We start from the raw sequence: 14484 nt of genomic DNA, 5'->3' as shown, positions 1-14484 counted from the left end.
ACTTGCATGTATTAGGCACGCCGCCAGCGTTCGTCCTGAGCCAGGATCAAACTCTCCAAAGAATTTGATATAGCTCTTTAAAAATGACGAAGCTTGCGCTTCATTCAAAAATTGTAAAACTTTTTTTGCCTCATCGTTCAGTTTTCAAAGTTCGTCTGTCGCTCATTGGCGACTCTTAAAATAATACAAGTCATCGACACAGTTGTCAACCACTTTTTTTATTCTTTTCCGCTGCCATCAGCGGCAACGTTTATTACTTTACCGCATCCCTAAATAGAACGCAAGACTTTTTGCAAAAGTTTTTCTAAAAAAGTTTTTAGTCTCTTTAAACCGGCAACATTCTCCATAGAAAAACCTCTCGTCTGTAAGAACGAGAGGTTAAAATGATTCTTTACTGTTGGTGTCTCATCGTCGGGAACAATAGAACATCACGAATCGATGGTGCATTCGTCAACAACATGACGAGGCGATCGATTCCGATTCCAAGACCGCCCGTTGGCGGCATTCCGTATTCGAGTGCCTCAAGGAAATCGTTATCCAATTCATGGGCTTCGTCATTCCCTGCTTCTTTCTCAAGAAGTTGAGCTTCGAAACGCTCACGCTGATCAATCGGATCATTCAATTCCGTGAAGGCGTTAGCATGTTCACGACGAACGATGAACAATTCAAATCGATCCGTGAAGCGTGGATCTGTATCGTTCTTTTTCGCCAATGGCGATACTTCGACAGGGTGACCGGTGACAAACGTCGGTTGTAACAATGTTTCTTCGACTTTCTGCTCAAAGAATTCATTGACGATGTGACCGAATGTCATATGGTCTTGAATCTCGACACCGTGCTCTTTTGCAAGCGCACGTGCATCTTCATCAGACATCTGTTGCCAGAAATCGACGCCTGTTTCTTCTTTAACCAAGTCGACCATGTGCGCACGTTTCCAACCGACAGCCAAATGAATCGTATCTTCTCCATATTGAACGTCCGTCGTGCCAAGAACTTCTTGGGCTACGTGAGCTACGAGTTCTTCTGTCAAATCCATGATGTCATTATAGTCCGCATACGCTTCATACAATTCAATCATCGTGAACTCTGGGTTATGACGTGTTGAGATCCCTTCATTACGGAAGACACGGCCAATCTCATACACGCGCTCGAGACCACCGACAATCAAGCGCTTCAAATGAAGCTCGATGGCGATCCGCATATATAATTCCATATCAAGTGCATTATGGTGCGTCAAGAACGGACGGGCCGCCGCTCCACCTGCGATTGTATGCAACATCGGCGTTTCGACTTCCAAGTAACCGCGATGGTTCAAGAAATTCCGAATTTCCGAGATGATCCGGCTACGCAGAATAAACGTTTGACGCGAATCGTTATTCGTAATTAAATCCAAATAACGTTGACGATAGCGTTGCTCAACATCTTTTAAGCCATGATATTTATCAGGAAGCGGACGAAGTGCTTTTGTTAAGAGTTCGAACTCTTCAACATGAATCGACAATTCGCCGACGTTCGTCTTGAACAGCTTCCCTTTCACCCCGACGATGTCACCAAGGTCAGATGATTTGAATAAATCGAACGGTTCGTCACCTACGTCATTTTTACGCACGTAGATTTGGATTTGTCCTGTGACGTCTTGGATGTGGGCAAAGAAGACTTTCCCTTTTCCACGTTTCGTCATGATTCGTCCGGCAAGCGTCACTTCGACGTCTTGTTCGGCCAAGGCTTCTTTTTCAATTGCCTCATATTGTTCATGTAATTCACCGGCGTGGGCAGAACGTTCGAACCGACGTCCGAACGGGTCAAGCCCTTGTTCACGCATCTCGGTCATTTTTTCAAACCGAACCTGCATTTGGTCATTCATTTCCAACTCGTGACTCACTACTCCATTCACTCCTCTATACGTATTGGGGATGTCTAATAAAAAACTGTCAGCCTCACGGCCAACAGCACAGCCTAAACCGTTTGCTTGTGTGGTTCACTTTTTCGCCAAACAAGCTTACCACAAATCAATTTTTTTCACTAGTTCACACTTCTTGCATTTGTCGCTCGAGCTGTTCCACAAAATGATACAACACGATGCCAAAAGCATCTCGCGATTCCGTTTCGTTGATTTGCTTCCGAACCGGGCCGCTGCCTTTCAACCCTTTCAAGTACCACGCCGCATGTTGACGCATCTCGCGAACGGCCGTCACTTCTCCTTTGATGGCAATCAAGCGATCGAGGTGCAACATACAGATGTCGATTTTTTCACGCGCCGCTGGTTCTGGCGGAAGATCACCCGTCTCCAAATACTGCACCGTTTGATACAGCATCCATGGGTTACCAAGCGCTGCCCGCCCGATCATGACGGCATCGACACCATAGTGATCAATCGCATGTTTTGCTTCTTGAGGTGTCGAGATATCGCCGTTACCGATAATCGGAACCGTCGCAATCTTCTTGGCTTCGCCAATCCAATCCCAGTTTGCGGTTCCTTCATATTGTTGAGACCGCGTACGACCATGAATCGCAATCGCCGCCGCTCCTCCGGATTGAGCCGCCCGAACATTGTCGAGAATATAAATATGGTCTTCGTCCCAACCGAGGCGCATTTTGACCGTGACCGGCTTATCCACCGCATTCGAGACGGCGTTCACCATCTCGTAAACTTTGTCCGGGTCAAGCAACCATTTGGCACCCGCCTCACACTTCGTGACTTTTGGGACCGGGCAACCCATATTGATATCGATGATGTCCGCATTCGTGTTTTGATCTACGTACTGGGCCGCTCTGACGAGTGTATCTTTCGAACCGCCGAAAATTTGAAGGCTGAGCGGCTTTTCCCGTTCATCGACGTACAGCATCCGGAGCGTTCTTGCGTTCTCCAATAAAATCCCTTTATCGCTGACCATTTCAGCACAGACGAGTCCCGCGCCAAATTCTTTAGCGATCAAACGAAACGCAGGGTTTGTCACTCCGGCCATCGGGGCAAGGACGGCGCGGTTCTTTATATCGATGTTACCAATTTTGAACCCTGACACTTCTCCACTTCCTTTGCTAACGTTAAACCGAGCTGACTAATGATTGTAACGGCCCGAGACGGACGACATCTTGTCGTTCCGACGCAGGAAGGGCTTCTAGCAACGCCCGCACCGTCATTCCCTTTACCTCGACCGCCGGAGCAATCTCCGCGAACGGGGCAAGGACAAAAGCGCGTTCATGCATCCGTGGATGCGGAACAGTTAACTGCTTCGATTGTATATCTTCGCTGTTATAGACCAAGATGTCAAGGTCGATTGTACGCGGTCCATTCTTGAATAGTCGTTCTCTCCCTAGGTCCCGTTCAATCTGTTGGAGTTGAAGCAAGGCTGCTTCCGCAGAAAGCGACGGCTCGACTTCGACGACCATATTATAGAAGGATGGCTGATCTGTGTATCCGACCGGTGCCGTCTCATATACGGATGACTCTTTCGTCACCTGAAGACCGTTTACCGCCATCGCTTGAATCGCTTCTGCCAGATAGTTGGCACGCTCCCCAATGTTCGAGCCCAGCGCTACGTACATCATACGTTCCGTCTCCGTGTCATCTCAATTGCGACTGAGTCATAATGACCCGGGATGGGCGGGTCCGGCTTGATCACTTTGACGGTGACGCTTTGAATCTTGTCGCTGTGGGCCAAAACAGCCGTCGTAATGCGCTCGCCTAGCGCCTCAAGTAGATTGACTGGCTCCCCGGTGACGATGTCTTCCGTCAATTGATAGAGACCGGCGTAGCTGACCCCGTCTGATAAATCATCCGATTGTCCAGCCGGCGCCAAATCCAACTCACACATCAAATCGATGTTAAACCGTTGACCGAGTCGATTCTCTTCTGCAAACACACCGTGATAGCCGTAAAAACGCATCCCATTCACAAACATCTTATCCAATTTGTCCGCCTCCCAGCATCGCGTCCATCATGAGTGACGCTCGTTTATTCTCTCGTACGTCATGGACCCGAATCCACGCACAGCCTTTCATGATGCCTAGACACGTCGTCGCCAGTGTCCCTTCCAGTCGTTCTTCGGTCGGTAAATCAAGCGCTTGCCCGATAAATGATTTCCGCGACGTTCCGAGTAACACCGGATAACCGAGGTTCGTGATCACGTCGAGTCGATTCATCAACTCCATGTTTTGCGCATAGTCTTTCGCAAAGCCGATTCCCGGGTCTAACCAAATCATCTCATCCGGCACACCTGCCGCTTGAGCGATTTCAATCGATTCATACAAGTCACCGACGACCTCCTCAATGAAATGGCCATAATTTCGATTGTCGCGATTGTGCATCAAGATGATGGGAACGTTAAACGCCCGTGCCACTTGTGCCATCGATTGATCGCCCCACTTCGAGCCCCAGACGTCATTGATGATATCGGCCCCGGCTTCTAATGCTGCCTTTGCCACCACCGGTTTGTACGTATCGATCGAGATGAGCACGTCGAGCTCTTGCTTCAGTTGACGAATGACAGGAACGACTCGCTCGATTTCTTCTTCCGCCGAGACGAACCGGGCTCCCGGCCGTGTCGATTCTCCGCCGATATCAATCGCGTCCGCTCCGTCTTGAACGAGTTGCTTGGCGTGAGCGACCGCCTGTTCGAGCGCCGTATACCGTCCTCCGTCCGAAAACGAATCCGGTGTCACATTTAAAATTCCCATGATTTTTGTCATCGCGTTTCTTCCCTCTCAATCGCATGCAACAAGACAGACCAACATGCTTTAAATTTTGCCCCGTCTTTTCCTGGATAACTGTTCCCGGCATAGTCTGTGACCGGAGCAATCTGTTGAACCGAATTGGTCAACCAAATCTCGTCTGCCTGTGTAAGTTCAGCAAACGTCACATCACGTTCCTTCACATCAAACGTATCCATCACCCAACGTCGCGTGACCCCAGCCAGAGGTCCCGTCGCGAGCGGCGTCGTCCAAAGTTGGTCAGCTTCGACCCAGAAGATATTCGAGACAAGCCCTTCTACGACATGTCCTGAGTCATCGGCGAACAGTCCTTCCGCCTCCCGATCAACGAGCATGCGCTTCCCTAATATATTGTTCATATAATGATGGGATTTTAAGCGGAATGCTGCTTCGGGCCGACTTCTCGGAAACGGGATGGCTTCCAGCCGTTTTTCCGTGGGCTGGAACGATTCCGGTAACGGCTTGACGAGCAGTGTCACGTTCGGACGAGTGTAGCGTCCGTCGTAGAGTCCAAGTGGCGCCACCCCCGCGGACACGTTCAAGCGCACATACAGGTTCGGGGTCCCGTTTTGACGAACGACGTCTTGAATCGCCTGCTCCATCTCTTGTTTCGTATACGGTAAATCAATCCATAGTTCCACTAAGCTCTTTTCGAGACGTTCCCAGTGAAGATCAAACAAGAACGGGATGCCATTGAACGTTCGAAACGTCTCGAACAGGCCCATCCCATATAAAAATCCGTGATCTTCCACCGGAATCGTTACTTCAGAGCTGCCCCGCAGTTCGCCGTTATGCCAAAGCCACATGACGATACACCTCGACGAAATTACGAATCATGTCTTTGCCGTGTTCTGTCAAAATCGCTTCCGGATGAAACTGCACCCCTTCAATCGGTAACGTTTCATGCCGGAGTGCCATAATCTCTCCTAGGCCCGTCTCGGCCGTGACTTTCAAGCACGACGGTAAGGTATCTCGTTCGACCGCGAGCGAATGGTAGCGTGTCACGATTGTCTGTTGCGGGATGCCGTTAAACAGCGTGTTTCCGTCATGTTGAATCGCTGACGTCTTGCCATGCATTAGCCGCTCGGCATGGACGACTTTTCCGCCGAACGCTTGAGCAATCGCTTGATGTCCGAGACAGACGCCAAGAATTGGGATGCGACCGGCAAACGCCTGAATCGCATCGATGCTGATACCCGCCTCACTCGGTGTGCACGGACCAGGCGAAATGACGAGATAACTTGGGGCGAGCGCTTCAATTTCCTCGATTGTGATGTCATCGTTACGACGGACGACGAGTTGTTCACCGAGCTCCCCAAAGTATTGAACTAAATTGTATGTGAACGAGTCATAGTTATCGATGAGTAAAATCATACCGTCGTCTCCGTCCTTTCTTTCGCCGTCCATAGCGCTTTCGCCTTGGAAAGTGATTCGGCGTACTCCGCTTCAGGATCCGAATCAATCACAATCCCGGCACCAGCCTGAACATGGGCGATTCCGTCCTTGACGACCATCGTCCGAATCGTGATGTTGAACACGAGGTCATCATCCCAACTAAGCCAGCCGTATGAGCCGGTATAAATCCCGCGTCGGACCGGTTCGAGTTCTTCGATGATTTCCATCGTCCGGATTTTCGGTGCCCCGGTGATGGTGCCGCCCGGGAACATCGCGCCGAGTGCTTCGGCTCCCGATATGCCGTCCCGCATCAAACCGCGCACGTTCGAGACGATATGTTGGACGTGCGAGTACTTCTCGATGACCATCAGCTCATCGACATGCACTGTCCCGTAAGCCGCGACTTTGCCCAAGTCGTTTCGTTCAAGGTCAACGAGCATGACGTGTTCGGCCCGCTCTTTCTCATTATCGAGCAGCGTCCGAGCCAGTTCCAGATCTTCCGCCTCATCTCGTCCTCGTGGTCTCGTCCCAGCAATCGGGCGGGTCGAGATGGCGGCGCCATGTTTCTCGAGCAACAGTTCCGGCGAAGCCGACACCATCGTGAGCGAATCGTCAACGAAATAACCCATATACGGTGAAGGGTTCACTTTCCGGAGCGTGTCGTAGATGTGACGCGGGTGTGCGAGTAGCGGTTCCGACTGCCGGACGCTCAAGTTCACTTGGAACACATCGCCCTCGACGATGTAGTCTTGAATCTTTTGCACGGCCGCAACGAATTCATCCTGTGACAGCGAACGGGATCGCTCGACCGTTCCGCTCGTAAGCGGCGGAAACGCATAATGTGTTTCTGTTCGCCAGAGGGCGGCAAAGCGCTCGAGTTTCGCCTCCGCTTGCTCATCGGCCGTGACCATCACGTATAAAAGCGATTCTTCTTCATCGAAGACTGCTACTTCATCGAACAGCAAGAACGAGACGTCCGGTGTCGCCAAATCGTCTGCCGCTTGCCGCGGTAAACGTTCGAGCGTTCGGGCTACGTCATAGCTTACATAGCCGATCATCCCGCCAAAAAACGGGGGAGCGCCAGCTGGCCGCTCGGTGGCGTACCGGGTCCGGATTGTTTCGACGATGTCGAGCGGGTCACCGTAAAGTGTTTCCGTCGCCTCTGATGTCTCGAACGTTCCGACCCCATCTTTCACGTGAAGCGTAGCGAACGGTTCAATCCCGGCCATTGTATAGCGGCCGACGCGTCCGCTCTCTAACCACGCATAATGCTTCTTCCCTTCCGTCAATGTCATATATGTGTCGTACATCTTCTCTTTTGTCATACTCATGGTTTTGAACGCTGTTTGTCTCACGCCACATTCCCCCGTTCCACTGATTCATGCCTTTAATTGTACACAAGAAAAGGCAGTTACCGAAAGAAGTTGTCTCCCGGTAACTGCCGTTTGTTTACGAGCGTACGCTATCTGATTCTTCATCGAATTGATAGAGCGGTGTGCTGAGGTAGCGTTCTCCGTTTGACGGGATGATTGCCAGCACGTTTTTCCCTTTGCCGAGACGTTTCGCCGTATCGACAGCCGCTGCGATCGCCGCCCCAGATGAGATGCCTCCGAGCACGCCGTTCGTTTTGGCCGCAAGACGTGCGTATTCGAACGCCTGATCGGTCGTGATTTGAAGGACACCTTCATAAATCTCCGTATCTAGAATCGACGGGATGAACCCGGCCCCGATCCCTTGGATTTTATGCGGACCTGGTTTACCACCCGACAAGACCGGTGAATCGACCGGTTCGACCGCTAGGATTTGAACGTTCGGATAGTGGGCTTTCAACACTTTACCCGCTCCCGTGATTGTTCCACCTGTCCCGACGCCGGCGATGAACGCATCGACTTGAAGGCCTGACGCATCGAACGCGTCGACGATTTCAGGTCCTGTCGTCATCTCGTGCACGTTCGGGTTAGCTTCATTGTTAAACTGCTGCGGGAGGAAATAACCGTTTTGTTCAGCCTCTTCCGTCGCACGGCGAATCGCTCCGCCCATCCCTTCAGGACCCGGCGTCAAAATGAGTTCGGCACCGTAGCCACGAAGCAAATTGCGACGTTCCATGCTCATCGTTTCCGGCATGACCAAAATCGCTTTATAGCCTTTGGCCGCACTGACCATGGCGAGACCGATTCCCGTGTTCCCACTGGTCGGTTCGATAATCGTATCTCCTGGTTTCAAGACCCCTTCTCGTTCAGCCGCTTCAATCATAGCGAGCGCAATCCGGTCTTTTACGCTAGAGCCCGGGTTCATATACTCCAATTTCAAGTAAACCGTGGCATCTTCAGCGCCAGTCAATCCATTCAACTTCACAATCGGTGTCTTTCCAATCAAGTCTGTTACTGAATCTACGATACGCATTTCATTTCCTCCTCCATAATTCCGACTATTCCGATATTGTAATCATACCCTATCAGATTCAAAATATGCAATTTGGAGTAAAGCGGTCAACGTGCTTGTTGTTTCATCGTTTCTAATTGTTCCGCCGAGAAGTGGTATTTCTCGCCGCAGAAGTGACAAACCGCTTCAGCGCCGCCATCCTCTTCAATCATGTGACGAATCTCTTCGGCACCGAGCCCGATAATCGCGCTTTCCATACGGTCGCGGCCACATGTGCAATTAAATTGAACCGGTTTTTGATCCAACACTTCGAGGCTGTCGCCAAGGAGCATATGGAGCATTTCTTCCGGTGTTTTCTCTTCACCGATGAGGACCGACACTGGCGGGAACGTCTTGAGCGCCTGTTCAAGCGCTTGAATCGTCTCTTCTGACGCATCCGGCATCAATTGAACGATAATGCCACCGGCCGCAAGAATCGATTCATCTTCTGGAAGGACGAGCACACCCGCACCGACGACTGACGGTACTTGTTCTGACGTCGCAAAGTAGTACGTGAAGTCTTCGCTAATCTCACCCGTTTGAATCTCAGACGAGCCGCCGACAAAGTCTTTCAAACCGAGGTCTTTAATGACCGAGATCGTCCCGCGTCCGACGGCTTCACCGACTTTCAACTTTGTCAAACCGTGATCATTCACAAACGTGCCGCCTTCGACACGAGGATGTGACACGTAACCGCGCACGTCTCCCGCCGTATCGGCATCGACGATGATTTTCCCAATCGGTCCATCGCCTTCGACTTTGAGCGTCACGCGAGCGGCGCCTTTTTGCATCGCACCGATCATCGTCCCGATCGTCATCGTGCGACCGAGCGCTGCTGAAGCGACCGGTGTCGTCTGGTGACGGAGTTGCGTTTCAAAGATTGTTTTTGTCGTCCGGACGGCAAACGCGCGGACTTCCCCGTTGAACCCGAGGGCACGGACGAGGTAATCGGCTTTCATTTGGTAAAGTAATGCTTGTTGTTCTGGTTGAATCATATCGAGTAACTCCTTTAAGTTTATTTCTGGTTGCGCTCATAGATGAGACGAAGCCCATCGAGCGTCAAAAATGAATCGACGACATCAATCGTCTCTGCATGCTCGCTAATCAAACGCGCGAGACCGCCCGTGGCAATCACGGTCGCTTCTCCGACTTCACGCTTCATACGACCGACAATGCCATCGACTTGTGCGACATAGCCGTAATACGTCCCGGACTGCATCGCTTGAATTGTATTTTTCCCAACGACCGTAGGCGGTGTCGCGAGCTCGATGCGCGGCAGCTTGGCCGCCCGTTGATAGAGCGCCTCGACCGAAATCATGATCCCCGGTGAAATGATGCCTCCGTGATAACGGCGGTTCTCATCAATATAGCAGTACGTCGTCGCCGTTCCGAAATCGACGATGATGAGCGGTCCATCATACTTGGCAATTCCAGCAACCGCGTTGACGATGCGGTCCGCTCCGACTTCACGCGGATTATCAACATGAATGTCGAGACCGGTTTTTACGCCGGGACCGACGACAATCGGTCGGACGTTAAAGTAGCGCTGCGACATCTGCTCGAGCGGAAAGATGACCGGCGGAACGACCGAAGACAGAATCACACCGTCAATCTGATCGAATGAGACGTTCGAATGATCGAACAGTGATTTCACGAGCATGCCGTATTCATCGGTCGTTTTCGTGCGGTCTGTCGAGATGCGCCAATGATGGACGAGTGTCTCGCCGTCATACATCCCAAGGACAATATTTGTATTCCCAACATCAATCACTAAAATCATGATAGCGTTCCTCACTTTGTTGTCAATTACAGTTCGCTCGAATTATAACACGAAAAAAGACGAATGCCTTGTTTAGGGCATTCGTCTCTTACACTTACCGTGATTCGTTGTTCGGGCGTTCCGTCGGTGTCGCTTCCGGCTTATCGCCTTCAGGGACAACATCCGGCTTCGCTTCTTGAACGACTCCAGGCTGATCGATGACTTGTCCGTGCTTGACGGCCGCCTCATCTTTCTTCGCTTCGTCGCTTGCATCATCTTTCGATGGTTCAGACGGCTCTTCCGGTTCGTGCGGAAGATATTCGCGCGTCTTAATCAAGTGACGAATCTGTTTCGAATCGAGCGTCTCGACTTCGAGCAACGTCTTCGCGACGAGTTCGAGATCGTCTCTACGATCCGTCAAGATTTGTTTCGCTTTCGCGTAACAACGGTTGATGATATCACGAATCTCGAGGTCGATGTCTTGTGCAATCGCATCCGAGTAGTTCTGTTCCGTTTGGAAGTCACGGCCAAGGAAGACTTGTCCACCATGGTTTGACCCAAGTTGGAGCGGCCCGAGCTTGTCGCTCATCCCGTAATCCATGACCATCTTCCGGGCGATACCAGTCGCACGTTGGAAATCATTGCTTGCTCCTGTTGACACTTCACCGAAGATGACGTCTTCCGCCACGCGGCCCCCGAGGAGACCGACGATTTTATCTTCAAGCTCAGGTTTCGTCATGAAGTAGCGATCTTCTTTTGGAAGCATGACGACATAGCCGCCTGCGTTACCGCGAGGAACGATCGTCACTTTATGCACTTCATCTGCATTCTCAAGTTCAATCCCGATAATCGTATGACCCGCTTCATGATAGGCGACGATTTGTCGTTCTTTCTCCGAGATGACACGGCTCTTCTTAGAAGGACCGGCGATGACGCGGTCAATCGCTTCCTCGACATCCACGACTGATACCGCTGAACGGTCAGACCGGGCTGCGACGAGCGCCGCTTCGTTCAATAAGTTTTCAAGGTCAGCACCTGAGAATCCAGGTGTCCGCTGCGCAATCGACTTCAAGTCGACTGTCGAATCAAGTGGCTTGTTGCGGGCGTGAACTTTGAGGACTGCTTCACGGCCTTTAACATCCGGACGATCAACCGTGATTTGACGGTCAAATCGACCTGGGCGAAGAAGGGCCGGGTCAAGAATATCCGGACGGTTCGTCGCGGCAATCATGATGATCCCTTCGTTGTCACTGAATCCATCCATCTCAACAAGAAGTTGGTTAAGCGTTTGTTCACGCTCGTCATGTCCACCACCGAGGCCAGCGCCACGTTGACGTCCGACCGCATCGATTTCATCGATAAAGATGATACACGGTGCGTTCTTTTTCGCATTCTCGAACAAGTCACGTACACGTGACGCCCCGACACCGACGAACATTTCGACGAAGTCAGAACCTGAGATTGAGAAGAACGGTACACCGGCTTCTCCTGCAGCTGCACGAGCGAGCAATGTTTTACCTGTTCCCGGAGGACCGACAAGCAAGACACCTTTCGGAATCCGTGCCCCGAGTTTCGAGAACTTACGTGGGTCTTTCAAGAATTCAACGACTTCGATGAGCTCTTGCTTCTCTTCATCCGCTCCGGCAACGTCTTCAAACGTCACACGGCGCTTCTCTTGATCGTATAATTTCGCCTTCGATTTCCCGAAGTTCATCACACGACCACCACCACCGCCACCTTGGGCTTGGTTGAGCAAGAAGAAGAATAAGATGAAGATGATGATGAACGGTAAGATCGCGAATACGATGCTGAACCAGCTACCACTCGACTCTGCTTCTTCGATTTGGATGTCGGTATCCGCGCGAAGTGACGAGAGCACTTCGGCGTATTCGGCCTCGTTGGCCGGGATATTCGTTTCAAAACGCTGATCTTCGTCTCCTGTTAGATCTCCTGTAATTGAGATGGCTCCCGGAATTTCTTGTACGGTTGCCGTTTCAATCCGACCTTCTTCCACATATTCCAAGAACTTCGAATACGTAAGCGTCTCGCTCTGGCTATTCGGGTTTTGTAAATATTGAAGGAACAAGATCAAGGCTAGGAAAATCACACCGAAAACTAAGGTGTTTTTCACTGCACGATTCATTCTCTGCCTCCTATTCCGAGAAACGATGTTCTCGCCCATTCAGTATATGTGTATACTTTGGGTATTTCTTTTATCTTAACACGACGCATTTTCAAAAGAAAAACGTTAGCCCCCGTAAATGCTCGGCTTGAGCACACCGACGTACGGAAGGTTACGATATTTCTCTTCGTAATCGAGACCATAGCCGACAACAAACTCGTGCGGAATAACGAAACCGCTATAATCTGCCGACAATCCGTTCTTGCGGCCCGTCGGTTTATCAAGAAGCGTCACGATTTTAACCGACTTGGCTTTGCGGTACTTGAGCAGGTCGACGAGATAGCCGAGCGTAAGTCCACTATCAATGATATCTTCTACAATCAAGATGTCGCGTCCTTCTACAGATGTATTTAAATCTTTCTCAATTTTTACTTCACCCGTCGATGACGTTCCGCCATGGTACGTCGACACGTCCATGAAATCCATTTCTAAATGGATGTCCATTTCTTTGACGAGGTCTGACATGAATGGCATCGCACCTTTTAACACGCAGACGAGGAGTGGAAACTCTTCTTTATATTCTTCGCTAAGTGTTGTAGCGAGTTCTTTCACTTTACCTTGAATCTCTTCGCTTGAAATCAGTACTTTCTCCATATCGTTCATTAATGACATCTTAAAATCCTCCTCTTTCTTATCCGACACAATCATCATTTTACCATTAATCGTGGGCACATCGCACCCGACTTATCCGGAAAATCGGAAACTCTTACCCCTACTATAGCGATAATCCGTCCCGTTGCGTCAACTATCAATGGGACGAATGGCCGTTTTTCTCGCGGAATCTTCGCGTCAATGAAGATGCGGGCGACTTTTTTCGTCCCGATGGACAGTTTCATCGCGTCCCCAGCCTCGACAGAGCGGATGATCAACGGCAACTCGATCGCCTCGAGCGGGATGCCGTCCGTATCATCCTCAACGTCTAGTGAGAATAATGAAGTCCCGAACACTACATGCGCTGGGAAGGTCGTTACCACTTGTTTGTGTGGGGCTAGGAGCGATTGACCAGTTGCCTGTAACGATAAGAGCCCGTCTTGTTTCCGCAGGCCCCATGACCCCTCTAAGTCGAAGTGGCCAGAACCTTGGGCACTCGTTAACAGACGGTCGATCGCGGTCCCCACCTCTACCCCGTAGCGCATTGATAGCAGGCGCCCGACGGTGTATCGTTCGACAGGATTTAGACACATCAAGTTATCCGATTTCACGTGAAACGCTTTCATCTCGAGTCGCACGTTGTCCTGGATCCAATTCTCCATCTGTCGGTAGCGGGTCCGCCACAATTCGCGTTGATGCCGAGCTGTTTCGCTCACAACTTGAACAAGATTCGGTTGCGACGCGAGGAGCTGGGGCACGATCTGATGCCGCACTTGATTGCGCAAATATTCGGTCGTGGCGTTGCTCGCATCTTCTCTCCATTCAAGTCCGTATCGTTTGGCATAGGCAATCAGTTCCCGCTTCGGTTCCGATAAGAGCGGACGAACGAGTTCTCCTCCTGCGAACGGACGACGCTCAGGAATCCCCGTCACTTCGACGACGTTACGCTGCAGTTGAATGAGGACGGTCTCGAGTTGGTCATCCGCGTGATGGGCCGTCATCAGTTGTGTATAGTCGAACTTCTGCATAACCTGTTCAAAGAACGCATATCGTGCCGTCCGGTAACTCGCCTGCGAACCGCCGTTCGGGAAAGCGAGCCGTTTGCCATGAAATGGCACGTCGTACTTGTCGGCCAAACGTCGCACAAATTCATACTCTTCATCCGACTCGGGACGCAGTCCATGATGGACATGGGCCACGCCCACTTCCATACCGTTCCGAATGACCCGATCCAACAAGACGACCGAATCGATTCCACCGGACACGGCAACCAATACTCTCGTCATCCGTCCGCCTCCTTGATATAACAAAAGAAGCCATCTCGAGTGAGATGGCTTCTTTTCGCTTAGGTAAGTGACCCGTACGGGATTCGAACCCGTGTTACCGCCGTGAAAGGGCGGTGTCTTAACCGCTTGACCAACGGGCC

Annotated in this window: 14 protein-coding genes, 1 tRNA gene and 1 rRNA gene; all 16 read right to left on the bottom strand. The window is 51.0% G+C overall.

All coding sequences use genetic code 11. The features are described from left to right. Positions 1-62 (bottom strand): 16S ribosomal RNA (locus tag M467_RS31365); the annotation flags it as partial. 329 nt (positions 63-391) lie between these two features. Then, the gene (gene lysS, locus M467_RS31360) at positions 392-1882 is read right to left on the bottom strand and encodes a lysine--tRNA ligase (protein ID WP_021068200.1); all 1491 of its coding nucleotides are present in this window, start codon (positions 1880-1882) and stop codon (positions 392-394) included. Between the two features lie 145 nt (positions 1883-2027). Continuing rightward, entirely contained in the window at positions 2028-2966 is a 939-nt protein-coding gene (gene dusB, locus M467_RS31355; RefSeq protein ID WP_051627769.1) for a tRNA dihydrouridine synthase DusB, read from the bottom strand. 79 nt (positions 2967-3045) lie between these two features. Beyond that, complete coding sequence (gene folK / locus M467_RS31350) at positions 3046-3549, bottom strand: 2-amino-4-hydroxy-6-hydroxymethyldihydropteridine diphosphokinase (protein WP_021068198.1); 504 nt, start codon at positions 3547-3549, stop codon at positions 3046-3048. Continuing rightward, positions 3546-3911: a dihydroneopterin aldolase gene (gene folB / locus M467_RS31345; protein WP_021068197.1), complete on the bottom strand. Its 366-nt coding sequence runs from the start codon at positions 3909-3911 to the stop codon at positions 3546-3548. Before folB ends, folK begins: the two co-directional genes overlap by 4 nt. Continuing rightward, positions 3904-4689: a dihydropteroate synthase gene (gene folP, locus M467_RS31340; protein WP_021068196.1), complete on the bottom strand. Its 786-nt coding sequence runs from the start codon at positions 4687-4689 to the stop codon at positions 3904-3906. The genes folB and folP overlap by 8 nt, the downstream gene beginning before the upstream one ends. Beyond that, positions 4686-5516, bottom strand: a complete 831-nt coding sequence (locus tag M467_RS31335; RefSeq protein ID WP_021068195.1) for an aminotransferase class IV — start codon at positions 5514-5516, stop codon at positions 4686-4688. Before M467_RS31335 ends, folP begins: the two co-directional genes overlap by 4 nt. After that, complete coding sequence (gene pabA / locus M467_RS31330; RefSeq protein ID WP_021068194.1) at positions 5500-6084, bottom strand: aminodeoxychorismate/anthranilate synthase component II; 585 nt, start codon at positions 6082-6084, stop codon at positions 5500-5502. The genes M467_RS31335 and pabA overlap by 17 nt, the downstream gene beginning before the upstream one ends. After that, complete coding sequence (locus M467_RS31325; protein WP_021068193.1) at positions 6081-7460, bottom strand: anthranilate synthase component I family protein; 1380 nt, start codon at positions 7458-7460, stop codon at positions 6081-6083. Before M467_RS31325 ends, pabA begins: the two co-directional genes overlap by 4 nt. Positions 7461-7554: 94 nt before the next feature. After that, entirely contained in the window at positions 7555-8508 is a 954-nt protein-coding gene (gene cysK / locus M467_RS31320) for a cysteine synthase A (protein WP_021068192.1), read from the bottom strand. Positions 8509-8594: 86 nt separating this feature from the next. Continuing rightward, positions 8595-9521: an Hsp33 family molecular chaperone HslO gene (gene hslO / locus M467_RS31315; protein WP_021068191.1), complete on the bottom strand. Its 927-nt coding sequence runs from the start codon at positions 9519-9521 to the stop codon at positions 8595-8597. 20 nt (positions 9522-9541) lie between these two features. Then, the gene (locus tag M467_RS31310; protein ID WP_021068190.1) at positions 9542-10306 is read right to left on the bottom strand and encodes a type III pantothenate kinase; all 765 of its coding nucleotides are present in this window, start codon (positions 10304-10306) and stop codon (positions 9542-9544) included. A gap of 94 nt (positions 10307-10400) precedes the next feature. Next, positions 10401-12428, bottom strand: coding sequence for an ATP-dependent zinc metalloprotease FtsH (ftsH, locus tag M467_RS31305; RefSeq protein WP_021068189.1), 2028 nt, complete (start codon positions 12426-12428; stop codon positions 10401-10403). Between the two features lie 105 nt (positions 12429-12533). Then, positions 12534-13079 (bottom strand): hypoxanthine phosphoribosyltransferase, encoded by a 546-nt coding sequence (gene hpt, locus M467_RS31300; RefSeq protein ID WP_021068188.1) that lies wholly within the window; start codon positions 13077-13079, stop codon positions 12534-12536. Positions 13080-13114: 35 nt separating this feature from the next. Continuing rightward, the gene (tilS, locus tag M467_RS31295) at positions 13115-14344 is read right to left on the bottom strand and encodes a tRNA lysidine(34) synthetase TilS (RefSeq protein ID WP_021068187.1); all 1230 of its coding nucleotides are present in this window, start codon (positions 14342-14344) and stop codon (positions 13115-13117) included. Positions 14345-14412: 68 nt separating this feature from the next. Further along, positions 14413-14484, bottom strand: a tRNA-Glu gene (locus M467_RS31290).

The sequence above is a fragment of the Exiguobacterium chiriqhucha RW-2 genome (genome assembly GCF_000416965.1).
GTDB classification, from domain to species: domain Bacteria; phylum Bacillota; class Bacilli; order Exiguobacteriales; family Exiguobacteriaceae; genus Exiguobacterium; species Exiguobacterium chiriqhucha.
The sequence above is the reverse complement of the archived record's forward strand: the minus strand, read 5'-3'. Positions and strand labels throughout refer to the sequence as shown.

Excerpts from the sequence above, each read along its gene's own strand:
- pabA (WP_021068194.1), bottom strand. The coding sequence starts at position 6,084 with ATGATTTTACTCATCGATAACTATGACTCGTTCACATACAATTTAGTT.
- folK (WP_021068198.1), bottom strand. The coding sequence starts at position 3,549 with ATGATGTACGTAGCGCTGGGCTCGAACATTGGGGAGCGTGCCAACTAT.
- hpt (WP_021068188.1), bottom strand. The coding sequence starts at position 13,079 with ATGTCATTAATGAACGATATGGAGAAAGTACTGATTTCAAGCGAAGAG.
- M467_RS31310 (WP_021068190.1), bottom strand. The coding sequence starts at position 10,306 with ATGATTTTAGTGATTGATGTTGGGAATACAAATATTGTCCTTGGGATG.
- ftsH (WP_021068189.1), bottom strand. The coding sequence starts at position 12,428 with ATGAATCGTGCAGTGAAAAACACCTTAGTTTTCGGTGTGATTTTCCTA.
- tilS (WP_021068187.1), bottom strand. The coding sequence starts at position 14,344 with ATGACGAGAGTATTGGTTGCCGTGTCCGGTGGAATCGATTCGGTCGTC.
- dusB (WP_051627769.1), bottom strand. The coding sequence starts at position 2,966 with ATGGCCGGAGTGACAAACCCTGCGTTTCGTTTGATCGCTAAAGAATTT.
- hslO (WP_021068191.1), bottom strand. The coding sequence starts at position 9,521 with ATGATTCAACCAGAACAACAAGCATTACTTTACCAAATGAAAGCCGAT.
- M467_RS31335 (WP_021068195.1), bottom strand. The coding sequence starts at position 5,516 with ATGTGGCTTTGGCATAACGGCGAACTGCGGGGCAGCTCTGAAGTAACG.
- folP (WP_021068196.1), bottom strand. The coding sequence starts at position 4,689 with ATGACAAAAATCATGGGAATTTTAAATGTGACACCGGATTCGTTTTCG.
- cysK (WP_021068192.1), bottom strand. The coding sequence starts at position 8,508 with ATGCGTATCGTAGATTCAGTAACAGACTTGATTGGAAAGACACCGATT.